At 43.4% G+C, this 23,405-nt stretch carries 26 protein-coding genes; 2 read left to right on the top strand and 24 right to left on the bottom strand.

Translation table 11 applies throughout. The features are described 5' to 3' along the window. From ACSLUR_RS12655 to purL, 18 genes are all read right to left on the bottom strand, one after another. Positions 1-417, bottom strand: a complete 417-nt coding sequence (locus ACSLUR_RS12655; protein ID WP_448555054.1) for a GNAT family N-acetyltransferase — start codon at positions 415-417, stop codon at positions 1-3. A gap of 38 nt (positions 418-455) precedes the next feature. After that, entirely contained in the window at positions 456-1,055 is a 600-nt protein-coding gene (locus tag ACSLUR_RS12650; RefSeq protein WP_448555052.1) for a DUF6817 domain-containing protein, read from the bottom strand. Beyond that, a complete protein-coding gene (locus tag ACSLUR_RS12645) occupies positions 1,048-1,473 on the bottom strand; it encodes a GFA family protein (RefSeq protein WP_448555050.1) in 426 nt (141 codons plus the stop codon). The genes ACSLUR_RS12650 and ACSLUR_RS12645 overlap by 8 nt, the downstream gene beginning before the upstream one ends. 190 nt (positions 1,474-1,663) lie before the next feature. Continuing rightward, complete coding sequence (locus ACSLUR_RS12640) at positions 1,664-2,605, bottom strand: DMT family transporter (RefSeq protein ID WP_448555048.1); 942 nt, start codon at positions 2,603-2,605, stop codon at positions 1,664-1,666. A gap of 255 nt (positions 2,606-2,860) precedes the next feature. Beyond that, positions 2,861-3,190: a hypothetical protein gene (locus ACSLUR_RS12635; protein ID WP_448555046.1), complete on the bottom strand. Its 330-nt coding sequence runs from the start codon at positions 3,188-3,190 to the stop codon at positions 2,861-2,863. Next, positions 3,190-3,645, bottom strand: coding sequence for a GNAT family N-acetyltransferase (locus ACSLUR_RS12630; RefSeq protein ID WP_448555043.1), 456 nt, complete (start codon positions 3,643-3,645; stop codon positions 3,190-3,192). Before ACSLUR_RS12630 ends, ACSLUR_RS12635 begins: the two co-directional genes overlap by 1 nt. Before the next feature lie 52 nt (positions 3,646-3,697). Then, a complete protein-coding gene (locus ACSLUR_RS12625; protein ID WP_448555041.1) occupies positions 3,698-4,066 on the bottom strand; it encodes a hypothetical protein in 369 nt (122 codons plus the stop codon). A gap of 137 nt (positions 4,067-4,203) precedes the next feature. Further along, positions 4,204-4,626, bottom strand: coding sequence for an MAPEG family protein (locus ACSLUR_RS12620; RefSeq protein WP_448555039.1), 423 nt, complete (start codon positions 4,624-4,626; stop codon positions 4,204-4,206). A 194-nt stretch (positions 4,627-4,820) separates the two neighbouring features. Continuing rightward, a complete protein-coding gene (locus ACSLUR_RS12615; RefSeq protein ID WP_448555037.1) occupies positions 4,821-5,348 on the bottom strand; it encodes a hypothetical protein in 528 nt (175 codons plus the stop codon). A 210-nt stretch (positions 5,349-5,558) separates the two neighbouring features. After that, positions 5,559-5,924, bottom strand: a complete 366-nt coding sequence (locus ACSLUR_RS12610) for a cupin domain-containing protein (RefSeq protein WP_448555035.1) — start codon at positions 5,922-5,924, stop codon at positions 5,559-5,561. 192 nt (positions 5,925-6,116) lie between these two features. Continuing rightward, positions 6,117-6,458 carry an antibiotic biosynthesis monooxygenase family protein gene (locus tag ACSLUR_RS12605; protein WP_448555033.1) on the bottom strand — a complete coding sequence of 114 codons (342 nt, stop codon included), beginning with the start codon at positions 6,456-6,458 and terminating at the stop codon, positions 6,117-6,119. Positions 6,459-6,522: 64 nt separating this feature from the next. Further along, a complete protein-coding gene (locus ACSLUR_RS12600) occupies positions 6,523-7,107 on the bottom strand; it encodes a peptidoglycan DD-metalloendopeptidase family protein (protein WP_448555031.1) in 585 nt (194 codons plus the stop codon). A gap of 45 nt (positions 7,108-7,152) precedes the next feature. Next, positions 7,153-8,205 (bottom strand): DUF4344 domain-containing metallopeptidase, encoded by a 1,053-nt coding sequence (locus ACSLUR_RS12595; RefSeq protein ID WP_448555029.1) that lies wholly within the window; start codon positions 8,203-8,205, stop codon positions 7,153-7,155. Between the two features lie 78 nt (positions 8,206-8,283). Next, the gene (locus ACSLUR_RS12590; RefSeq protein ID WP_448555027.1) at positions 8,284-8,754 is read right to left on the bottom strand and encodes a hypothetical protein; all 471 of its coding nucleotides are present in this window, start codon (positions 8,752-8,754) and stop codon (positions 8,284-8,286) included. 28 nt (positions 8,755-8,782) lie between these two features. Further along, positions 8,783-9,157, bottom strand: a complete 375-nt coding sequence (locus ACSLUR_RS12585) for a DUF7674 family protein (protein WP_448555025.1) — start codon at positions 9,155-9,157, stop codon at positions 8,783-8,785. A 99-nt stretch (positions 9,158-9,256) separates the two neighbouring features. Next, on the bottom strand, positions 9,257-9,646 hold the full coding sequence (locus ACSLUR_RS12580) for an MAPEG family protein (RefSeq protein WP_448555023.1): 390 nt from the start codon (positions 9,644-9,646) through the stop codon (positions 9,257-9,259). A 56-nt stretch (positions 9,647-9,702) separates the two neighbouring features. After that, the gene (locus tag ACSLUR_RS12575; RefSeq protein WP_448555021.1) at positions 9,703-10,296 is read right to left on the bottom strand and encodes a CC0125/CC1285 family lipoprotein; all 594 of its coding nucleotides are present in this window, start codon (positions 10,294-10,296) and stop codon (positions 9,703-9,705) included. A gap of 260 nt (positions 10,297-10,556) precedes the next feature. Beyond that, the gene (gene purL, locus ACSLUR_RS12570) at positions 10,557-14,480 is read right to left on the bottom strand and encodes a phosphoribosylformylglycinamidine synthase (protein ID WP_527252165.1); all 3,924 of its coding nucleotides are present in this window, start codon (positions 14,478-14,480) and stop codon (positions 10,557-10,559) included. A 257-nt stretch (positions 14,481-14,737) separates the two neighbouring features. Here purL and mltF point away from each other — a divergent pair, with 257 nt between their 5' ends. Further along, the gene (gene mltF, locus ACSLUR_RS12565) at positions 14,738-16,216 is read left to right on the top strand and encodes a membrane-bound lytic murein transglycosylase MltF (protein ID WP_448555019.1); all 1,479 of its coding nucleotides are present in this window, start codon (positions 14,738-14,740) and stop codon (positions 16,214-16,216) included. A gap of 448 nt (positions 16,217-16,664) precedes the next feature. On the opposite strand, the gene ACSLUR_RS12560 is transcribed toward mltF, so the two are convergent. The 5 genes from ACSLUR_RS12560 to rdgB all read right to left on the bottom strand — a co-directional run bounded on the left by ACSLUR_RS12560 (position 16,665) and on the right by rdgB (position 21,628). After that, complete coding sequence (locus ACSLUR_RS12560; protein ID WP_448555017.1) at positions 16,665-18,416, bottom strand: YHYH protein; 1,752 nt, start codon at positions 18,414-18,416, stop codon at positions 16,665-16,667. A 290-nt stretch (positions 18,417-18,706) separates the two neighbouring features. Then, the gene (locus tag ACSLUR_RS12555) at positions 18,707-19,222 is read right to left on the bottom strand and encodes an arginine repressor (RefSeq protein ID WP_448555015.1); all 516 of its coding nucleotides are present in this window, start codon (positions 19,220-19,222) and stop codon (positions 18,707-18,709) included. 37 nt (positions 19,223-19,259) lie between these two features. Beyond that, the gene (tadA, locus tag ACSLUR_RS12550; RefSeq protein ID WP_448555013.1) at positions 19,260-19,835 is read right to left on the bottom strand and encodes a tRNA adenosine(34) deaminase TadA; all 576 of its coding nucleotides are present in this window, start codon (positions 19,833-19,835) and stop codon (positions 19,260-19,262) included. Further along, positions 19,835-20,986 (bottom strand): radical SAM family heme chaperone HemW, encoded by a 1,152-nt coding sequence (gene hemW, locus ACSLUR_RS12545; RefSeq protein WP_448555011.1) that lies wholly within the window; start codon positions 20,984-20,986, stop codon positions 19,835-19,837. The genes tadA and hemW overlap by 1 nt, the downstream gene beginning before the upstream one ends. A gap of 48 nt (positions 20,987-21,034) precedes the next feature. Beyond that, the gene (rdgB, locus tag ACSLUR_RS12540; protein WP_448555009.1) at positions 21,035-21,628 is read right to left on the bottom strand and encodes an RdgB/HAM1 family non-canonical purine NTP pyrophosphatase; all 594 of its coding nucleotides are present in this window, start codon (positions 21,626-21,628) and stop codon (positions 21,035-21,037) included. Between the two features lie 376 nt (positions 21,629-22,004). Between rdgB and ACSLUR_RS12535 the strand changes: the two genes are divergently transcribed. Next, positions 22,005-22,931: an EamA family transporter gene (locus ACSLUR_RS12535; RefSeq protein WP_448555007.1), complete on the top strand. Its 927-nt coding sequence runs from the start codon at positions 22,005-22,007 to the stop codon at positions 22,929-22,931. A 63-nt stretch (positions 22,932-22,994) separates the two neighbouring features. Here the strand turns inward: ACSLUR_RS12535 and ACSLUR_RS12530 are convergent, their stop codons facing one another. After that, positions 22,995-23,363 (bottom strand): PH domain-containing protein, encoded by a 369-nt coding sequence (locus tag ACSLUR_RS12530; protein WP_448555005.1) that lies wholly within the window; start codon positions 23,361-23,363, stop codon positions 22,995-22,997. Between the last annotated feature and the right edge of the window lie 42 nt (positions 23,364-23,405).

Here is a 23,405-nt window from a genome sequence, read left to right as displayed (position 1 = left end):
TTAAATAAAGCGACACATGCCCAAGCCCAAAGGCTCACCTGTGCGCTTGGTATAGCCAAATCCTTGGTAAAATGCTTCTTTTCCATGAGCACTAAATAAGCCAACTGTGGCGCCAGGCTTTGCAACTTCAGAAAGGTAGCATTCTAGCTTTTCCATCAAGGCCGTACCTAAGCCATTATGTTGAAAGTCAGGATCCACCACTAAATCTTGAACATAGAAAAATAGGGCGCCATCGCCAACGACTCTTACCATGCCAACCAATTGCTCCCGGTGATATGCAGTTAAGCAATATAGTGAATTGGTTAGACTAGTCTGCGCAAGTTTTGGGTCAGTCTCTCCCCAACCTACTTTAGCGCGCAAGGCTATAAATTCACTTGGCTTGGGGGGCGATGAGCTAATCGTAAATTGTTGATGCATGTTTGCCGCTCTTGGCTATTAGCTAGCTTCTTGTTCGCTTATAGTTCACGTTCATAGGCATCAATCGCATATGGGCTCAGCCAGCGTTTCATCTTATTAAAAAGCTGCTTTAACCCTTGCCCATGTTGTTGCCGAAATTGATCGCTAGCGATAACCAGCTCAAGCTCATTGGCAACGGTTAATTCACAAAAGTTTTCGGCTTGTTGTTGGGTTAAGTTAAAGGTGTTGGCAGTGAAACGACCCTTAAATTGAATTTCATTGCTGGTGCCAAGCCGTGAGAAGGTGAAATCGCGATCACAAGAGCAATACAAGTAAACAAGTGCCTCAGCTTCCTTGCCAATCAAGATTGCCACGTCGCTTCTTTGTGCAAGGGAAAGCATTTTTTCGTCAAAGCCTGCGGTGCCATAGGCCGCATGATAAAGGCCAGCATCGCATAGCACAGTGCGAGCTTGCCATTTCCTTAATAGCTGTGCTGTTGATGATAAGTGTTCAATCAATGAGCCATTAAGGTGAGCGAATTCACCAGCGCCCATCGCCTGCAGCGCCTTAAATTTATTAGTTGCCTGAGTATTGGCGCTAGTATCTGATTGTGCACTTGCTTGAGCGTCTGTTTGGGACACTAGCGTAGAATTAGTCATTACACGGAAAACCATCGTGCTTTGGTGCATCAATACCTAATTGGTGCCAATCAGTTTGTTCGGCACAAAATATTTGTGCATCGGGCTGCTTTGCCGGTGGCGTATCTAAACACCCAGCTGGCACAATGAGAAACAATTTACTTTGCGTTAAAAATGGTAAACCTGAGCCACATGCAGTGCAAAATACTTTCGTAAATGAACGCCTTGGATGATCGTAGCGTTTAAGTAGTTCTTCTCCTTGCAGCCATTGAATATTTTCAGGTGCGGTTAATAAGTTCGCTGCATGGGCAGAGCCTGTTAGCTTTTGACATTGCTGACAGTGACAAAAATAGAATTGACTAAAATCATCTGCTAGCGAAAAGCTCACTTTACCGCAGCAACAGCTACCTGTGAGCATTGGGTGATTTGTATCAGACAATTGCACTTCCTTGTTTAAGAGTATGCTTGGCTAAAAGGTTTTGGCTAAAAGGTATAGCGAAAACACCAATCTACAACATAAACAGGTCAATGCAACTTGACAAGAGCTAGCGTAAATAACACTCAATAGACTAGGGTGGGGGGGCTAGGAAGAACGGGCTTAAACTTACTGCTAGCAACAGTCGATGCGACTAACCCTGTTTGCTCGGCTTGCTGACACTTAGCGCGATCAAGTGCTTTGAAGACATCACAAGCAGTATGCCGCCTAGTATCGTTAACGATGCAATGATTAAACGCATCGATAAACTTTCACCAGCGAAAATAACGCCGCCAACCGCCGCTAATATCGGCACTAATAACTGTACAACTCCGGCTTGTATGGCCGATAGGCTAGGTAGGGCTTTATACCAAATGGTGTAACCTAAGCCAGAAGCTACAGCACCAGACATCACAGCATAGCCCACGCCTTGCGCGCTAATATCTGCGTTTGCAATGGTCAATGCCAACAGCACAATGACAAATGGCAGGGTTCTTAAAAAATTAAAACTGGTATCGGCAAGTGGATTCATCGATTGCCTGCCGGCCAAGGTATAAAACCCCCAGGCAATCCCTGAAATAGACATCAAGACAAAGCCGATTAACGACGGCGTGCTTAGCGTTGGCAAAACCAAATAAACAAAACCTGAAAAGGCTAATAGTAAGCCCAGCCATTCCAAGGTATTGAGGCGATTCCCCGTTATTAAACCAACCATGATTAGCGTGAGTTGCACAGTGGCAAATAAGATCAATGCGCCAGTACCTGTATCTAGGGTTACATAAGCATAAGAAAAGGTTACGGCATAGGTAAACAACATAGCAGCAGCCCACCAAGTGCCAGTCGCACTTTTTAGTGACGCTAATTTTTGCGGGTGCGTGTTTGAGTCTTTCGCAACGCTTTCGCTGACCTTGTTTGCTGACTTGTTTGTTAAGTTAACAAAGGCGTAAATCATCATTAAAGTAGCAATGCCAGAGATTAGACGAATGTTGGTGAAGCTGCCGGCATCAATCGTATTTTCGCCTAATGCTAAACGACACAAAATAGAGTTGCCAGCAAAGGCGCAAAGTGCAAGTAGGGTATAAAAAACGGTTTTCATCGACTAGTTTCTAAATTTTAATATTAATACCAATTTCAATAAATACTTGATTATTCTGGCTGGTTAAAAGGCTCATTAACTGCGTTGTTATTTTTGAAATTAGAACAACTAGTTAACAATAAATAACGCCTTGTTTCTGAGCCTTTTTCCTACGCCATAATTGATCAACTAATTAATTCAATTGGTATAAGTGAGCAAAGCAGAGTGATACGAATAGGCTATAGCTTGGCTAGACTAGCGCGCGAACACGCTTAGCTACTTAGCTGATGTTTCTGAGCCGCCATTAGCCGTTTCCTTGCCGCAAACAATGGTTTCTTCACCAAGGTGATAAATATTGTTTACTGCAACGTATGCGCCAGAGACAATACCTGTAATGGGCAGCAATATTACGCCAGAAATAGAGTAATAAGTATTATTATCCTTATAACCATCTACTATTTTTAATATTTTTCTGTCCGAAGAAATTTCACATTTTGCTTGATAGCTATGATCGGTGACCGGCACGACAACACAAGCTGTAAGCGATGTGGCGAGGCAAGTCGCGATGCAGCGCCGTAACCAACTTGAAGTAAAACGCTTACTCATCACAAACTCAAGGTCATAAACTTGCTATTGGGATCTTCAGCATAGTCACTAAAGGGTGAACAATATTCAAAACCATGCTTTTGGTAAAGGGCACGAGCGGGCTTAAAGTATGCCATCGAACCAGTTTCTAGGCTGATTCGTGTATAGCCATTGGTTTTAGCATCGCTGATAATATGCGTTAACAGGCGGGTAGCGATACCCTGATTTTTGTAGCTCGCCGAGGTTCGCATTGATTTTAATTCTGCGTGCTCGCTATCTAGTTGCTTATAGGCGGCGAAGCCTGCCAGTGTTTTGTTATCCCAAAGACACCAAAATTTTACCGATGGATGTTTTAACCCATCCAAGTCAAGCGCGTGTTTACTCTCTGGTGGTGAGGTCGCCTGCATATCATCAAGGTGTTCTTGTAATAACGCGATAACTTGCTCACTTGATAAATCATCCAATTGAATATTCATGGCGCTCCTCTCCTAAACGTTAACTATCTTGTTACAGCAGTTGGCTCTTAAATTAATGCTTAGCTTTGGCTTGTAAAGTAAGCAAAATAATAACCATGGTAATCGCAAACACATCAATTAATAGTCCATTTCCTGAAGTAAAGTCTCCCAACGGAAAAGACAGCGATATTGGCGCGATATGTGGTAAAAAGCTCTCAGGGCTCACGCGACGAATACTCTGAAAAGCAAAATACAAGGCCGCAATTAACATACCGACTCTTACTTTCTGCCAAGTCCAGTAGGCGCCCAAAGCAGGTAGTAGCGCGTAATTCAAAACAGCAACGAATAGGCTTAACCAATCTATAAAATTATAAAAATAACAAACCGCTAAACCAATTAAGGCATATAAACCAAGCACTACACTGGTAATTTTGTATGGCATAAACTGCAACCATAGTTGTCTTGTTCGTGTGCTGTAAGTCGTTCTATACAATTTGCCCTAAGTACAGAGAGCTAGGTAAATAGAACGAGTTAAGTAACCTCACTGATACTCGCAAGATTACTTAAGCACTTTTTTATTTAGGTAATGGTATTTATCTCAAGCCCAATACGAATAGCCATGGCTAAAATAATCAATAACGATACGGCGAAGGTGCGCATTCGATAGGGCACATAGTTTGAACCGATATGGATATAGGCATGTATATAGCGAAACACGACGTATGCCCAAGCTAAGCCAACAGTAATGTTATCAGCCAGCCCCAAAACAAAAGCGATAACACACAGAATTAAAAATAAAATCGGAGTTTCGAATTGGTTAGCAATATTATTTGATACTTTGACAACCTCTGTTGTCCAAGCACTTGAATCGGTGGCTGTTTTGGTTAAATCAACGCTTTTTGCTTTTACCGCTTTAGCTTTTCGTGCCGCCAGTGTAAAAAACAATAAGATCACTAATAAAATTTGTGCGAGTACGGGATAGAAAATTGCTGCGTCTGTCATCTCTTGTCCTAGTTATTTTTGTTGTTTTTGTTATGTTGAGGGATATAAATTAACCATAACACGAGTGTTTGTTTGGAGAAAGGTGCTGTTTATTAACCAGTTACTCGATGTATACACCTGAATAGCCGCGTGGCCTTAGTATTCCCTGAACTGATAAGAAATATCTCAAATGCTATTCACTTATAACCGACAACTTAAAACTGATAACTCAGCACAACAGCGCCATCAAAGCGCTTTTCTTTACTATCAACCCCTTCGCCGTAACCAGCCTCAAAGCGAATACGAAAGCCAGAGTTATTCAAACCGCGATGATTGTAGCTGTACGATAAGCCGATACCGTTTGTGGTTTCATGGTCGAATACTTCAACTATGCTGCACGCTATGACACTGGCTAAACCCTCAGCAATACCGTTTTCTTCATCGTTATTGGGGCATGGTCGCTCGTCGTCTTGTGCGCCAATCGCCCCGACTAATATGCCAATGGCGTGTTGATTAGCAGAATCAAGGCCATGTTCAAAGCCGATAGCAAAGCCGTCATCTAAACCTAATTTGTAATTTGCATATAAGCGTTGCTGGCCACCACTAGCGGAGTATGAAACTTCTGGGATAACAAGGTAGGGATAACCAGTACCTAATGAAAAATTGATATCTTTAGCGTGGCTATTTATCGAGATATGTGTGGCTAACAGGGCGATAAGCCAAATGAGTCCATGTTTGTTCATGCGGTAAATCCTTTTATCTATGACAAATGACGGTTAACAGCGATACATTACTGCTTAGTGTTTGGTATAGCTCAGTGCTTGGTTATTTGTTACTGGTTGTTAAACGAACAACAAGTTCTATAGTCTTCGCAAAATATGACAAATACAAACGTTTAAATCGTAACGAGATGTAAATTTGAATACTTAACCCTAAACCCTAAACCTTAAACCCTAAATCCATACATCGTTTTCAGCGGTTAAGTCAGAGGTTTCCTCTCCGGTATTGACCACGCCTTTAGGTTCAACCAGCATAATTTGGCATTCACTTTGCGCTACAGGTTTATGCTCAACACCTTTGGGCACAACATACATTTCACCTGCTTGTAGCGTTACCTTACCATCTCTAAATTCGATCGTTAATGTGCCACTTATTACAATGAACACTTCATCAGTGTCGTTGTGTTGGTGCCAAACAAATTCACCTTCCACCTTTGCCAGTTTAAATTGATAATTATTCATCTCAGCTATAACGCGTGGCGACCATTGTTCGGCAAACTTATCGAACTTTTCTTTGAAGTTAATGGCGGTGAAAGACATTGCTGCTCCTTTGTGTTTATTGCTCAGCTCTATATGATGTTACCTTGAGTGCCCTTATAGGAAAGGCTTTTCAGTTTTTTTTGTACAAGTAGCTTTCTTGCAAGTAACTCTCGTGCAAGTAACTTTTGTGTATGTAACTTTAATGCAGCTAACGGCCTATGCTCCTATCAAACCACGCAAAAATAGTAGCGATTAAATACCGTAATCGCGCTCAACTTTCGTAATACGTACTTTAAAGCTTTCATACCAAAGCTCGTGACCTTTGCGCTGCGCTAGTTGATGCTCAGCATTCACCTTCCACGCTCGAATAGATTCAAGATCTTGCCAATAAGAGACGGTGATACCAAGACCTTCACGCGCTGATTCAATGCCAAGAAATCCAGATTGCTGACTGGCTAAATTAACCATATGCTCGGCGGTTTTTGCATAGCCATCGTCATTAGTAGTGCCATTAACGGTGTCATTTTCACTCCTCAAGGAAGTAAATATCACGGCGTAGTAGGGCGGTTTCGGAGTCTTAGCAATCATAATCACGGTTTACTTTTTAATTACTTACAGAAATGGCCATAGTATAGATACCCTAAGGCAAAAGGCTTGGTTACTTTGCTATTAAGTTTCGTTCTTTCAACTCCAATGTCTTTTGATCAAATTGAATCTGCAAAGGAGTCTTATCTTTCCATGCCGCAACATGAATATGTGGATTTCGCGAGTAACCATTATTGCCAACTTTAGCGACTAATTCACCAGCTTTAACTTTTTGCCCCTCTTTAACAACTATGTCGTCCAAATGAGCTAATACAATTTTTGTTCTATCTTCCATAGAAAACAAAATTGAACTCGCTCTTCCTGGCTCCATTATGCCCGGTTTGTTGGTAATTGGATTAGAGTGAATTTTTTCTATTGTGCAATCACAAGGTGCAAGGACTTCTTTTTTGTATCCAAACCAATCCTCATTGTTAAAACCATCAGCAACATATGATTTCAGGAAATATCTGTTGTTTTCCCCGACAAGTTCTTGAATGACACAGTCAGTGCCTAATGCGTCACCAAGATGTTCGAACTGTCCATCCCAATGTTCAATACAAGAAAATGATTCCTTGTGCAGTGCATGTATTTTGACTGAGCTTTCAGTAAAAGCGGTATTTGGAATTAGAAGAGCTATAGCTAAAAGAAGGTATTTCATTATTAATCCTTTAATATTTGGAAATGTCTGGTGAGCAAGTAACAGCTATTTTGATTGGGCATCTTTATTTTGCTCTAGCATCTGATCCATCATTTGAATAAAACGCTCTCTAAGAACGCCTTTTTGCTTTGATATCAGCGTTTCGTATTTGCTAGGAAACAAGAACAAGTGGCTTTGATTCGCTTCACCTTTAAGCTTATTAATTAAAGGCTTTAAGCGTTTTTCATTTTGCTCAAACTGCTCAATCAACTCGTAGCAAACAATAATGCCATCAATTTTGGGGTTCCACCAAGCATCTGGGCCAGAGCATTGGCTTTCAAAATAAATGGTTACTGGCTTGGGTAGCTTGATCGCTTCATTTACTCGGCCAAGAATATAGGCAACACGCTCGGACGATTGTAACCACTCTAGTATGGCTTTGTGCGCGGGACGAGAGGGCGTTATGTATTGCACATTAACTTTTGGGTGAACAGCGCTGGCGTTTACTTTGGGAACAGGGTGCCAGTTTTCATCGAAGGTTACATAACTGTAGTTGTCGGCAAGCCAGCTCAATGTTTCTCGGTTTTGTTTGAACTCAAGGTCGCAATCCCAAGCGCGTTGATAAGGAAGCCACGCCTCTTTTCGGATTCGCTCTAGCTTATCCACCGCAGCGCCATACATCAGGCAAGTAACGTCATAAAAACGTTGAATCGACAATGGGTGCACATCCCAAAAAGCAATAGATGAGTGTTCTACTTCTTGTTGCCATTCAATCATCCATTCCGCGGAAATGGAAATCATCTGATCTAACAAATCATCTTCTACGTCGCGACTGTTTAGCATCATAAACATAGTAGCGATTTGATCCGCCGCTTTTTCTCGACCACCTAATACTGGAATATTATTTAACTCAATAATCGCATGGGCTAGTTCGTGCAATAACGCAAATTCAAGATTGCTCTCAACATAAAAGTGGGGGGTGTTAAATACGGAGTCTATAGTTAGGTTGGAAAACGCAGAGTTATCTGCGCTTCCAGCACTTTCAGCCAGTTCAGTGGCGTGTGCTGACAACTGAAAAAAGCTGAACAAGCAACAAATGGCTAACGGCTTCATGTTCATAACTCTGCCTCCCTAGTGAGATAAACAATAGTGAGATAATCAATAGTGAGCTTAACAAACTTTGCTGATCTGTGAGGTTTAGTCACCATAGAAAATAAGCGCTGACTTTTCCAATAACTGGCGATAATCTTCCTCGCTGATCTCACCTTGCTCAAATTGCTTTTGCGCATCAACATTTCTTAAATAAAATTGGTTTTCAATATTTGCCAGAATATAGCCGTATTCCGTTTCCGTAATAATATTGGCGTGAAATGCAGCCTTCGAAGATTTTTTCGTCCAATAATCAGCAGCAGTGGGCTTAGGGTAAGAATAGTCTTTTTGCAGAATAGCCGGTTGGGAAACTCTTGCGACCTCCATACCTTGGGCGATCGCTTGTTGCGCACACCAATTAAGTAGCCAGTCGACTGAGTCTTCTACGCCGTATGGGTGCCAGTCATAACCTGCTGTGCATTCGCCAACTTTCTTACCGTTAGCGTTATAAAGATCTAATTGGCCGCTGGCACAACCAAATAACGTGATTGTTAAAACAACAATAGTTAAATGTTTCACTAATATTCCTTGTTTTTTTACAACAGAACTAGAAGGGGCTTCGACCATGAAACTGAATATACAGTTGTTTAAGAACATCAGGCATTAATGCCCAATAGGGTGATGCATGCTCTGCTTTTACCCGCCAGAATAAATTCTCGACAAACGCTACGTCTATACAGTTTTTAATATCATCATTTTCAAAGAGGTAATTTTGTCTAAAGTACTCGAAAATTGGTTTATATTGGACAGGTTCGCTACTTTTGGACATCTCATGATTGATGGCATTCGCTAAACTTTCAAACCACGAATATGCGAAACTTGGATCAAGTTCATCCCAGAGTTTGATGTGAACGATGTCAGCTTTGAGTGTAATTTCTGGAAAAGTGGCTCGAAACTCTTCGTACATTTCTTGCAATAGCATTGATAGTTCTAAGCCCCGACCAAATAATAAATGATACTTACTTAAACGAGCAAAATACTTCTGTCCAGATGGCTACTTTTTTGACTCGGTAGGCACCGATTAACTCGGAATACAGAGCCACATAATGGCAAATGAACAGGCTATGCCGAATCCCCAGACAATTGAGCGTAAAAGGCCAATATTGAGTAGGTAAAGTAGGTGATAGGCAACTCTTAAAACAATATGAGCAATGGCAAGAGTTTGAATTGTTTCGCCTGTGGTATTTGTCGCAATTGCCAGTAAAATCGCAGCGGTAAAGACAATCAGCGATTCAAATGCATTTTGATGGGCTGCTAGGGCACGAGCACCAAAACCAGTTAATTTCGTTTGTTGCTCTCTAGGGTGGTTATTGTCATACCCCCCTAATTTATTCATCGCCGCGGCCAACGGCGCTTTAGTAATATAAGGAAGTAGCGCTGCCAAAATTAGGCACCAGATTAGTGTGATCAATTTGTTATTCCTATTTTTATTAGTCCTATCAAAGTAATTTAATAATTACTTTTAGCTTAAATACTTATTCTTCTCAGTCTTTCTGCTTCTTTCTCATTAAGCATTTTAGCCTTTATTGCTGCTTCAACAGCCGATCTAATCAAGAGCAATTTTCTGTTTGGCGAAGCGGCTTTTGCATTGGAATCAATGTATGGTTTAAGTTGCTCTAGAATATACTCAGCATCTAATAGTTGCATACTATTTATATTGCTTGCGATAGGAGGGTTGTACATGTTTACTAAAGCTTTAGAAGAATATGTAGTCACTGAGTAGTAATAGAACTGAGCGGGAATAAGCCCCATATTGCTCTTATCATTTGGCATTGAGAACTCAACCAATTGATACTGATCCTGGTTATAGCGCAATGCATGTTTATCAGAAGGTTTTAGCGAAAATAGTTTATAACCCTTCTCTACTGTAAGTTCTGCGCATCTATATATCCAAAAGTTCCAGACTTCCTGTTCACTTGTGTAACCATTTCCAAAAAAAGAAACGATATAGCTACTATCATCAACCATTTCTTCTTTGTATCCACCTGTCATACCATTTGGACCATAGGTAGTAGCACAACCTGAAATAATGAATACTATTATCAATATTAAATTTTTCATTTTTAGGGCAATCCTTTGCGTTGGTTGTTAAGCGTTTAAGTAACTGCAGTAACAAACTATGCTAAAACATCAATTTTTCGCTTAATTCTTCGACAGTCACTCTAACGTAAAGAGTTTCCCTATACTAGTCAATAGGTTAAACCCAAAGCTAAATTGATACCTATGGCGTATAGGTATCAATTTAATTTGAGGTGTTTTAGATATTAAAAAGCCCGCATTAAGCGGGCTTGGAATACGTGAGATTTACTAGCTAGTAATTCTTAGCCAATAAACTTACGTGCATTGCGGAACATACGTACCCAAGGTGAATCTTCGCCCCACGAATCTGGATGCCATGAGTTGGCGACTGTGCGGAAGACACGCTCTGGATGCGGCATCATAATGGTCACGCGACCATCAGTCGTAGTTAGCGCCGTAATACCATCAGGCGAGCCGTTCGGGTTCGCTGGGTAAGTTTCTGTAACATCGCCGTAGTTGTTTACATAACGCATTGAAACGGTGCCAGAGTCGTTGGCTGCATCAATGGCTTCATCTGAAACAAACTCGGTGCGACCTTCACCATGCGATACTGCAATTGGCATACGTGAGCCAGCCATACCTTTAAAGAAGATAGATGGGCTTTCTTGCACTTCAACCAGCGAGAAACGTGCCTCAAAACGTTCAGATTCGTTCTGCACAAAGCGCGGCCAGTGCTCAGAGCCCGGAATAATTTCTTTTAGGTTTGATAGCATTTGACAGCCATTACACACACCTAGTGAGAAAGTTACCTCACGGTGGAAGAAAGCTTTAAACATTTCGCGAGCATTGGCGTTAAACAAAATGGATTTCGCCCAACCTTCACCAGCGCCCAATACGTCACCGTATGAGAAACCACCACAAGCGACTAAGCCTTGGAAGTCAGCCAAATCAACACGACCTGCCAGAATGTCTGACATATGTACGTCAATTGCGTTAAAGCCAGCGCGAACAAAAGCGGCTGCCATTTCTACATGCGAGTTCACTCCTTGCTCACGTAAAATTGCCACTTTAGGGTTAGTGCCCGTTTGTGCGTCTTTTGCAATTAAGTCGGCAACGATATCTTCATTGATATCAAAGCTTAATTCAGCATTTAAGCCCGGATCTTCGGTATCGAATTTAACATCGAATTCTTCTTGCGCACATTCTGGGTTGTCGCGCATTGCTTGCATTTTAAGAGTGGTTTCTGCCCACACGGTGCGGAAGTAGGTGCGCGAGTTTTCCAGTACCACTTGCTCGTTACGGGTAAAGGTGATCATGTCTGTGTCGTTAATACGAGCAACGTCTGCGCAGTAATCTAAAATACCGTACTCAGAGAAGATGGTGTGAATCGCTTCCATATCATCTTCGCGAATTTGAATTACCGCACCTAGCTCTTCGTGGAACAGAACTTCGGCATCTGTGCCTTCAAACACACTTAGGTCAACGGTAACACCTGTGTGACCAGCAAACGCCATTTCGGCGATGGTGGTAAACAAGCCGCCGTCACTGCGATCGTGATATGCCAATAGCTTGCCCTCGGCAACTAAGGTTTGCATCGCATTAAAGAAGCCACGTAGCAGGTAAGCTTCATCAACATCCGGTGTTTCTGTGCCTAAGTGCTGGTAAACCTGTGCTAAACATGAACCACCTAAACGGTTTTTACCGCCAGATAGGTCAATCGCAACGATGCGAGTGTCGCCCTGATCGGTGCGTAGCTGAGGCGTTACTGTTTTACGAATATCTTCAACGCGACCAAAGGCCGTGATCACAAGCGACATAGGAGCTGTAACCGCTTTTTGTTCGCCATCTTTCTCCCACTGGGTCTTCATACTCATTGAGTCTTTACCCACAGGAATGGTTAAGCCAAGCTCAGGACAAAGCTCTTCACCAACCGCTTTTACCGCTTCGTATAAACCGGCATCTTCGCCTGGGTGGCCTGCTGGCGACATCCAGTTAGCCGAAAGTTTAATGCGGTTTAAGTCGCCAATATCGGCACCAGCAATGTTTGTTAGTGATTCTGCTACTGCTAAACGTGCTGAAGCGCCATAGTTTAGAAGAGCAACTGGTGTGCGTTCGCCCATCGCCATCGCTTCACCGTGGTATGAATCTAACGAAGCTGCGGTTACACCACAATCTGCAACCGGCACCTGCCATGGGCCAACCATTTGATCGCGCGCGACCATACCGGTAACTGAGCGGTCACCAATGGTGATAAGGAAGGTTTTCTCGGCGATGGTTGGTAAGCGCAGTAAGCGGTCTGCCGCTTCTGCAACATCAATGTTCGCTAGGTTAATTTCATCACCCGCCGCTGTTGTCGTTTTAACGTCTTTAATGATTTTCGGTGTTTTACCTAATAACACGTCAAGCGGCAGATCAATTGGTTTGTTTTTGTGCTCGTCATCGGCAAAGTGTTCGTCTGTTACCGTTAAGTGCTCTTCTTCGGTGGCTTTACCAACCACAGCAAATGGCGCACGCTCGCGCTGACAAATCGCTTCAAAAATCGGTAGTTGCTCGTCAGAAACCGCTAGAACGTAACGCTCTTGTGATTCATTACACCAAATTTCATGTGGTGCCATACTAGGTTCATCGTTTGGTACGTTACGTAGTTCAAAGTTACCGCCACGGCCACCGTCTGACACTAATTCAGGGAAGGCATTTGATAAACCACCGGCACCAACATCGTGAATAAATAGAATGGGGTTTTCGTCGCCTAGCTGCCAACAGCGGTCGATCACTTCCTGACAACGACGCTCCATTTCTGGGTTATCACGTTGTACTGAAGCAAAGTCTAAATCTTCACATGACTGGCCAGATGCCATTGACGATGCTGCGCCGCCGCCAAGGCCGATATTCATCGCTGGCCCACCTAGTACAATGAGGTTAGCGCCAACGTTGATTTCACCTTTTTGCACGTGTTGCTCGCGAATGTTACCAAAGCCACCTGCAATCATAATTGGCTTGTGATAGCCGCGCACTTCTTCGCCGTTAAATGAGTTAACTTGTTGCTCGTAGGTTCGGAAGTAACCGGTAATGGCAGGGCGGCCAAATTCGTTATTAAACGCTGCGCCGCCTAATGGGCCTTCGAGCATAATATCGAGTGCAGTAACGATTCTGTCTGGCTTGCCGTAATCAATTTCCCATGGCTGTTCAAAGCCTGGAATACGTAAGTTAGAAACAGAGAAACCAACTAAGCCCGCTTTGGGTTTTGAACCGACACCCGTTGCACCTTCATCGCGAATTTCACCGCCAGAGCCAGTTGCTGCGCCTGGGTACGGGGAAATAGCGGTAGGGTGGTTATGGGTTTCCACCTTCATCAGAATATGAATGTTTTCGTGGCTGTAGCCATATTCTTTCGTTTCTGGATCTGGGTAGAAGCGACCTGCTTCAGAGCCAGCCATAACCGCAGCATTGTCTTTGTAGGCAGATAACACGTAAGCAGGGTTTTCCTCGAACGTGTTTTTGATCATTTTAAACAGTGATTTTTCTTGTTTAACGCCGTCAATGGTCCAGTCAGCGTTAAAAATTTTATGGCGGCAGTGCTCTGAGTTTGCTTGAGCAAACATATAAAGTTCAATGTCGTGAGGGTTGCGGCCAAGTTTGGCGAAGTTATCTGCTAGGTAAGTGATTTCATCATCAGCTAATGCTAAGCCTAGGCTAGTATTCGCTTTTACGAGTGCATCGCGACCACCACTAAGTACGTCTACTGAACTAAATTCGCCTGGCTCTGCTTGCGCAAACAATGCTTGTGCATCATTAAACTCAGCAAAAATTGATTCCATCATGCGGTCATGCAACAAGTTGTTAAGTACTTTTTCTTGCTCAACCGTTAGCGTTTCACCATTAATGTAGTAGGCGATACCGCGCTCTAGGCGGATAACTTTGTCTAAACCACAGTTGTGGGCAATGTCGGTTGCTTTTGATGACCATGGCGAGATAGTGCCAGGACGTGGCGTCACTAATAGCAAAGTGCCGTTTGGCTGGTGTTCTTCAATGGTTGGGCCGTAGGTTAACAGTTTGGCGAGTACGTTTGATTCGTCAGTGCTAAGCTCTGCTGATAAATGAGCAAAGTGGCTAAACTCTGCGTATATGTCGTTAACAGGAAGGCCAGCTTCAGCACATTGGGTTAATAGTTTTTGAATTCTAAAGTCAGAAAGTGCCGGAGCGCCACGAAGGGTTTGGATCAACATCGCCATTAGTTTACTCACTAGTAAATTAGTTGCTTGTCACCACGGATCTTTAACGGTAAAACACAGACCAACCATGCACCAAATTCCGTGGTGAAAACATGGGGTAAAAATCGCGCGTATTATAGGAGAAAAGAGGCGTATTAAACAGCAAAATCTTTGTAAGATTTTAACGAGCAATGGCTCTAAAACCTTGGCGTAGCGGCAAAAAGTGAAAAAGTGCTTTAACTGTTTTTCAATTCACGACACAATGATTAGGTATGAACATTTACTATAAAAAAACCAACCAATTGTTCAACTTTCTTAAACTGTCGCTCGCGGTGGTTGTACTGGCTATTTCTGGCTGTAAAGAAGAAGCTGACCGACCGAATATTTCTCGTGTGCTTGAACGCGGTTATGTCGCCGTTGGCACCCTTTATGGACCCAATTCATATTACCTTGGCGCGGAAGGGCCAGCTGGCTTTGAATATGAATTAGCAAAAAAATATGCTGAATCTTTAGGCGTAGAATTACGCATTATGCCTAGTTACAGCTTAGACGAACTGTTCCCTCGACTAGATTCTGGGGAAGTTGACTTTCTGGCTGCCGGATTAGCGGTCACGCCAAATCGCCTTAGCCAATATGAATTTGCCCCTAGTTATGACTCTGTTAGCCAAAAGTTAGTGTTTCGCCAAGGCAACAAACGGCCGCGGGCGCTGAAAGACTTAACCGGCTCGTTAATTGTTACTGCCAACTCTAGTCACGCAGAAAACCTTGTTGAATTGCAGCAAACGCATGAGGCACTAACTTGGCAAGAAAGTAGTGAGTTTGACAGTGAAGAGTTATTGCTCAAAGTGCTTAACGGGGAAATTGATTACACGATAGTGGATAGCCATGTGCTAGCAATTAACCGTCGTTACTACCCAGATATCAGCATTGGTTTTACCGTTAAAAAAGCGGAGCCGTTGGCTTGGCTGGTCAGTAAACACAGTGATGATTCGATTATTGCTAGCCTGATAGAATTTTTTGGGCAAGTGCATCACGATGGTACTTTGCTGGCGCTTGATGACAAATACTACGGCCATATCGAACAATTTAACTATGTTGATACGCAAGCGTTTTTAGCGGCGATTGAAACAACCCTGCCAACCTATCAGCCACTATTTGAAAAATACGGGCAAGATATTGATTGGAAGTTATTGGCGGCAATTAGCTATCAAGAATCCCACTGGAACCCGAAAGCACGTTCGCCGACAGGGGTAAGAGGCATGATGATGCTAACCCTGCCAACAGCAAAGCAAATGGGCGTGACTAGCCGATTAGATCCAGAGCAAAGTATTGCGGGTGGGGCAAAGTACTTTAAGCGTTTAATTGACCGTATTCCTGATCGCATTCCGTTTCCCGATCGCATGTGGTTTGCATTGGCGTCTTATAATGTAGGCTTTGGTCATGTTAACGACGCGCGCATTATCACGCAGCGCCAAGGTGGCGATGCCGATCGCTGGGTGGATGTTAAACCGCGATTACCACTGCTCAAGCAAAAGAAGTACTACAAAACCGTGAAGTACGGCTATGCCCGTGGTGATGAACCTGTGAAATATGTAGAGAATATTCGTCGCTACTATCACACGCTGTCATACTTTGATGAAAAGGTGCGTAATGGCCTTGTTAATGGATTGTCTAATGGAGTGCCTAATGGAGCTTCAGAGCGAATAGTTGATGCGAGTACAAACAAGCCAATTGATAAAAGCGCTGAATAGATTTTATTTCAAGACGCGCCATTATTAGGCCTGATAGTTACTTATGGTAACAATAAAAATATGCTGGGTTGTTGACTGATCAGTCAAGATTTGTCATAAAAGAGTCATATAGGTTAGTTATTATGCCTATATGTAATCGTGATGTTGCTACAGGATGTAGTAAATTCTCGCGATTTGACTTCAATATTTGACAAAAAAGGAGGTTGTTATGCCGTTAAATAAACGTCGAATACAACTTAGTATCCAACGCAAGCGCATGCTTCGCGATACACAACGAAAAATCAGTAGCCGCCGCAGTGCCTACTACAAACAAAGCCTGATGGAATAGCCCTCAGGCTTTTTTGTTTGCGCTGCTTTTGTTATTTAGCAGTGAAATGATTTTCCTCAAATACTCTTAGCTTCTTTTTATCTTGCATTGAAGTACTAATTTTAGTGATTGTGCTCAGCTTTAATGTTCATGCCCAATATCGTTTTCATGCATCTCGTCGTGGCTAGCATTGTGACTAGCACTATGGCTATGGCTGCGACGTTCTAATTCAGTCGAGCGGCTAAATGATGAATTTACCTCACCGTTATAGCAATTGATCACCCAAGGGAAGGTGTCGGTAACAAAGTAACCGTATTGTCCGTCAACTACCATGCCATTGCATTGGTCTAAATCACCGGTGCCTTCAACATATTCCCAATCGCCACGAAATTGGCCGTCGTAGTTATTACTGGCAATATCGCCAACGCCAGCTTGTGGGGTTTGAAAACCATCAACGGCTTGTCTTGGGCCGCCATTGTCTTTGAGCTGATAACTGGAAAGTGCCTTGCGTGTTTCGCCGGTTGTTGAGTCAATAAAGCAGCTACCAAAAATCGGGTAGCCATCAGCGGCAAAGCCAATCACTGGCGAGGCGATATTTGCTTCGCAGCTTTGGCTAAACATAGCAACCGGGTTAGCGTGATAGTGATATTTGCCGTTTGGTTGGGTATGGGCGTTGTGAATATCGGTGCCGAAGGTATTAAGTGGCGACATCGGATCGTAGCGCCATGGATTGTCGTTTTGATTTGCGCCACAGCCAATTTTTTCGCGACCTAGCGGTTCGTCGCCCACGCCGTAACAAGCTGCCGCTAATATATCGAGCGTCACACCGTTAAGCATAATGGCTTCGGTTGTGCCGATGATCAAATTAGCAGGCGTAGCGCTTGGCTCAGGTTTGATAGGAATACGATAGCTAGACAGCACCTCTTGCACATCATTGGCAAAGCGGGCGCTTTGGTCGTTAAAGTCGTGGTTTGGAATCTGGTTTACTTGAATTAAACACTCGCTACTATCAGCGCTAATGCTGACACTGCCGTTAAACGCTAAGCCTCGTTTGATATCGTCAACATTTGACTGATACGTGCCTAGGTATTCGGCACAACTGCCAGATTGTTCAACAAAAATTTTATCTGTGATATCAAGGTTATTGCTTTGGGCGGCAATGGTGATACTAACGGGTAAAGAGGTGATTTCACCATCATTTACCGTGAGCTGTATTTGATAGTCGCCACTGGCATCAGGGGTAAATTCAAAAGAGGATGCAACCGATTGTGCTTGTGTCAGTGTTACTTGGCTACCTTTGGGCATCGCAGTAAATGCCCATTGGTAAGTAATATTGTCGCCATCGGGATCGCGACTATTTTCTCCCGAAACTAACACTGCTTCACTAACATTGGCACTTTGGTTGGTGCCCGCGTCAGCGATAGGAGCTTGGTTTTCTTGGCTCGCTTGGGTGACGGTAATCGTGACGCTGGCTGTGTGTTCAAGTTCGCTGTCACTCACCGTAAGGCTAATCACATAGTCACCAGCAACGTCTGGAGTAAAGTTGGTATTCACGTTCACTGCATTGGTGAGTGAAACGGCACTGCCGTTTGGCGCACTGGTAATCGCCCATAAATAACTGAGGATATCGCCGTCACTATCTGCGCTCTGTGCACCGCTCAATGAAATGCTATCACCCAACATGATGGATTGATTTTCGCCCGCATTTGCAACAGGGGCATTGTTTTGCGCGGGGGGAGTCGTTGTTGGTGGTGTGGTATCAGCAGGCGGTGTTGTCGTATTTTGTGCGCTGTCATCACTGCCTCCGCCTGATGAGCCGCCGCAAGCGGTTAACATACACAAACTAGTCAGCGCAGGAACTAGTATCGGGTTAATGAAGGGGGATAACTTCATAGCGAACCTCTTGCAACACAAATATCCTTGATGGGTAACAATATATAAAGCGGCTAAATTTAACACAACTGACTCTATGTAAATGTTGTGTAAAGCTGGGCTTTTGAGGTTTGAGCGTATGGAGCTAAGTTGGTGTTATAGAATTTATTGGGAGTAAGCTGTTTATGGGGCTTGTTAGTTAATCAGCTCGTTAACTGTATTGGAAATAAGTGTGTTGAAAGAAGTGCGCTGACGAGAGTGTGTTAGTAGAAGTGATACAACACTAAAGAGTTGGTTGTTAGGCGCAAGAGTTAGTCGCGCCTTGTTGGAATATCTAGCATATCGATGATCGCTTGAGAAATCGCTTCGATTTGTGAAATATCTTCAGGGATAATCAGCACAGTATCATCGCCCGCAATGGTCGCCAGAATACCAATTGATTCTTCCAGTGAATCTAATACTCGCGCCATCAGTGGTGCACCACCGGTACCTGTTTTCAACACAATTTGGTAGTTGTTGTGTTTTAAATCCAGCGCAATGGTTTCAATTGGGTGCTTGGTTTTTGGGATAATGAGTGCGTCTGGCAGGTTGTAGCAAATTTCATTTTGGCTATTACGGGTTTTAACTGCGCCGAGCTTTGCCAACATACGCGATACTTTGGATTGAGAGACATGCTCGTATCCTTGCTGGGCTAAAGCAAAAGCGAGTTCTTCTTGCGAGCGATAAGTACCTTGCTTGATCAGCGACTTAAATACTTGCAGTAATTGTTGCTCTTCTTTTTGCTTGCCTTGCAATTGTTTGGCGGGTGTTGATTTACTCTGGGTCATATCGCAATAACTATCTGATGGCTTATTGATAAATTGGCTACTGTTGAGCGTTTTGCTCTGCCTGCTTTGCTATTTGTTTGCGTAGTTTTTTTGCTGCTTTAATTTCAGCGCGACGACGCTTAAAAAAGTGCGACAGCATAGCGCTACATTCGGCTTGCATCAAGCCCGAATTTACATCAATTAAGTGATTTAATTTTGGCTCATGGGTTAGATTAAACACAGTTCCAGCCGAACCAGTTTTTTCATCGGGCGCAGCAAAGATCACACGCTTTACTCGGCTATGCACCAACAGACCTGCACACATGGGGCAGGGCTCTAAGGTAACATATAAAGTGCAATCGATAAGGCGGTAATTGTCTAGCTTTTTTCCCGCTTCTCGCACTGCAATCATTTCAGCGTGAGCTGACGGATCATTGTCCATGATTGAGCGGTTATAACCTTCGCCTACAATTTCACCCTGATAGACAACAACAGCGCCGACCGGAATTTCATTATGCTGCTCGGCTATTTGCGCAAGCTCGATAGCCCTTTTCATAAACTTATGATCTTGGGCGGTAAACACAGCTTCTTCTGGGCTATTAGAATTCTTGGTTAAGGCGGTGATTTCTTTCATTATAAAAACAGCTCTAGTAAGTCGTTTAAATAACGATGCCCCAGCGTTGACACTTGCCAGTTTTGCTGGTCGTTGAGCAATAAACCTTTGGCTGAGGCTTGCGCCAGTGGCTCTGCAATGGTTGCCAACGCTAAGCCTGTAGTTTGTGTAAATCGATTGATATCAAATGACTCTCTTAGCCTTAATTGATTCATCATAAACTCAAACGGTAATTCGTCGAGGGTGACGTTATTAAGATGATCCAACGCTGGACGGCCTTGCTCAAGATAACCTTTTGGATGTTTTACTTTGACGGTGCGATATATTTTGCCGTTGGCACTATCGGTAATTTTACCGTGTGCGCCACAGCCAATACCGAGGTAATCGCCAAAACGCCAGTAGTTCAAATTATGTTTACTTTGTTTACCTGATTGGCTGTAGGCTGAAATTTCGTATTGTTGATAGCCAGCATCGGCTAGCTTACTTACGCCATGCTCTTGAATGTCCCACAAGGTTTCATCTTCTGGCAGTTTCGGCGGTTTAGAGCCAAAGGCCGTGTTTGGCTCAATGGTAAGTTGATACCAAGATAGGTGATCTGGTTTAAGTGCAATGGCTTGGGCTAAATCGTCCATGGCAGCATCTAGCGACTGCCCCGGCAATCCATGCATTAAATCTAAATTAAAGCTTTTTACCCCACAGCTCTTGGCTAGCTCGGCAGCGCGAATTGCTTGTTGGTTGTCGTGAATACGACCTAATTTAATCAGCTTGTCTGATTCAAAACTTTGTACACCAATCGATAGCCGTGAAACGCCGGCCTGGGCAAAGCCGACAAACTTATCTGCCTCAACGGTGCCAGGGTTGGCTTCTAGCGTGACTTCAATATCATTGTCGTGATCAAAGCGAGCAAAAACGCCCGCCAGAATATCGCCAATTGCTTTGGCTGAAAACAAGCTTGGTGTACCGCCACCAATAAAGATGCTGTGTAACTTACGATCGCTCAGGTTAAAGCGGGTGATATCATCGTCTAAGTCTTTTAGCAGTGCTGCCTTGTAGGCTTGCTCTGGCAATTCAGACTTCATACCGTGCGAATTAAAGTCACAGTAAGGACATTTTTGCACGCACCACGGAATGTGGATATATAGCGATAGCGGTTGTTGAACCAATAAACTCATGGTTTTATTTTCTTTGGTCTTTTTTACTTAGACGTACAAGGCAAAACATTAAAAATGTTTAACGAGCTGTGCTAACGCTTTACCGCGATGGCTAAGCTTGTTTTTATCGCTACGCGCTAACTCTGCTGAGCTGCATTGATGCGCTTCCACCCAAAACAGAGGATCATAACCAAAGCCTTGCTCACCGCGTTTTTCCGTTAAAATTGAACCTTCCCATACACCATGGCAAATCACAGGCGTTGGATCATCAGCGTGACGCATATAGACCAATACGCAGTGGAATCTAGCGGTACGCTCGCTTGCTGGCACATCTGCTAGTGCACTGAGGAGTTTATCGTTATTTGTAGCGTCGCTCACTGAATCGGTGACATCATGAGAGTAGCGAGCAGAGTAAACACCCGGCGCACCATTTAACGCGTCCACTTCTAACCCGGAATCGTCGGCAATCGCTGGTAAACCTGTGATCTTTGCCGCATGACGTGCTTTGATAATGGCGTTTTCAACAAAGGTAGTGCCAGTTTCAGCAACATCCGGCACGTCAAATTGGCTTTGTGGTAATACTTCAATCTGGTGCTCTGCAAGTAAGTTTGCAAGTTCTTTTACTTTGCCTTGGTTGCCTGTGGCTAAAACGATTTTGCTCATGTGGGCTCTGATCAGGTGTAATCGGGAATTGAATTTGCGCGCATTATACCGTTAATCACAGGTGCTGGGTAGAAGCGGCAGAGGGCAAACGATAAGTGAGTACTCTAAGACAGGAAAACAATGAAAAGGATATGCCGCCGTTACTTGTCGCCAAGTGTCATTGCTATACAAAAAACTGATATTGAGTGAAGCAATTGTGTATGTTGCTCTTTGTGTTTACTTGCTAAGTTAGTTACTCAACTTGTTTTCTCGTTGCTGATTGATTTGGCTGCTGTCTATTGCCGATTAATTAGCTAACGGCTTTTTCTTATTGTTTTTTCATAAATAAGCTTTCGCCGCTCAATTGGCGGTGAAGCAACTTTGCTGAGGTGTATGGATGTCACTCAAAGATAGTTTACTTGCGCTAATTATTGTCGCTATTTGGGGCTTTAATTTTATTGTGATTGCTTGGGGCGTAGAGCAGATGCCGCCGCTAATGATGGGCGCAGGCCGTTTTCTATTTGTCGGTGTGATTGGCTGTTTACTGGTAAAACGCCCAAATATTCCTTGGCGTTGGCTAGCGCTTTACGCGCTAACCTTGTGCTTTGGCCAATTTGCTTTGCTGTTTTGTGCAATTGCTTTTGGCATGCCCGCGGGTCTTGCTTCGTTAGTGCTGCAATCTCAAGCACTGTTTACCATAATTTTATCGGTGTTAATTCTGCACGAAGCGATTAAGCCGGCGCAGTTAGTGGCGATGGTAGTAGCAGGTCTTGGTTTAGTGATTATTGGCAATAGCGAGCAGGCCACAGAGATGACGGCGATTGGTTTTGCCCTAACGATTGCTTCAGCCGTACTTTGGGGCAGTGGTAACGTGATAAATCGCAAAATTAATCAAAAGGGTTATTTGGCGGGCAACAGTAGTGTAGGCCTAGGCTTAGTGGTGTGGTCGTCTTGGTTCGCGTTTATTCCTTTTACAATAGCCAGTTTTGTTTTCGAAGGGCAAGAAGCAATTTTAGCTAGCCTGCAGTCGTTTAACCTAATTGGCCTTGGTGTATTGCTGTATTTGTCGGTTTGCGCGTCGATGCTGGGTTACAGTTTGTGGAGCTATTTGCTGGCGCATTATCCCGCAGGCCAAGTAGCGCCCTTAACCTTAGCTGTGCCAGTGGTTGGTTTACTCTGTGCCATGGTGTTTTTAAATGAACAAGTCACAAGTGGCCAATGGTTAGGGATTTTTGTCGTTATGCTAGGGTTAGTCATTAATATGAAAGGCGAGTGGCTAGCACAAACGCTTAAGCACAAAATAGGCAGCAGGGTGAAAGGGTAATTTAGGTTGTTTAACTGGCAACTTGAGTAACAAAATCAGTTGCCAGTTAATTAATGATTGGCGTTAAAGCGTATGCTCAGAAATTACTTTGGAAATAGCTAAAATTGACGCTTGACCATTAAATTCAAACTTCACTTTACCCAGTGCTGAAAAGTAGATTTCCAGCTCTGAGTCCAAGTCAAAAGTACCCGAGGTTTCCACTGAGTAGGCAACAATGTTTTTATAGGGCAGCGAGGTAAAGTCTTTCTTACTGCCTGTAATCCCTTGTACGTTGACCGCAATAATGCGTTTGCTGGTAAATACCACACCATCACGCATCGACTTGTACGCATCAATGATTTCTTCGCCATCAATTAACAGCTCGGTAACCATCTCGCCATAGTCTGCATTTTGTTTAAGCTTAAATACTTCTTTATTATTAAAATCAATCATTCTCTTTCCTTGTGACAATCATTAAGTGGTTTGTATAAGTAA

The organism is Thalassotalea montiporae (assembly GCF_053485855.1).
The sequence above is the reverse complement of the archived record's forward strand: the minus strand, read 5'-3'. Positions and strand labels throughout refer to the sequence as shown.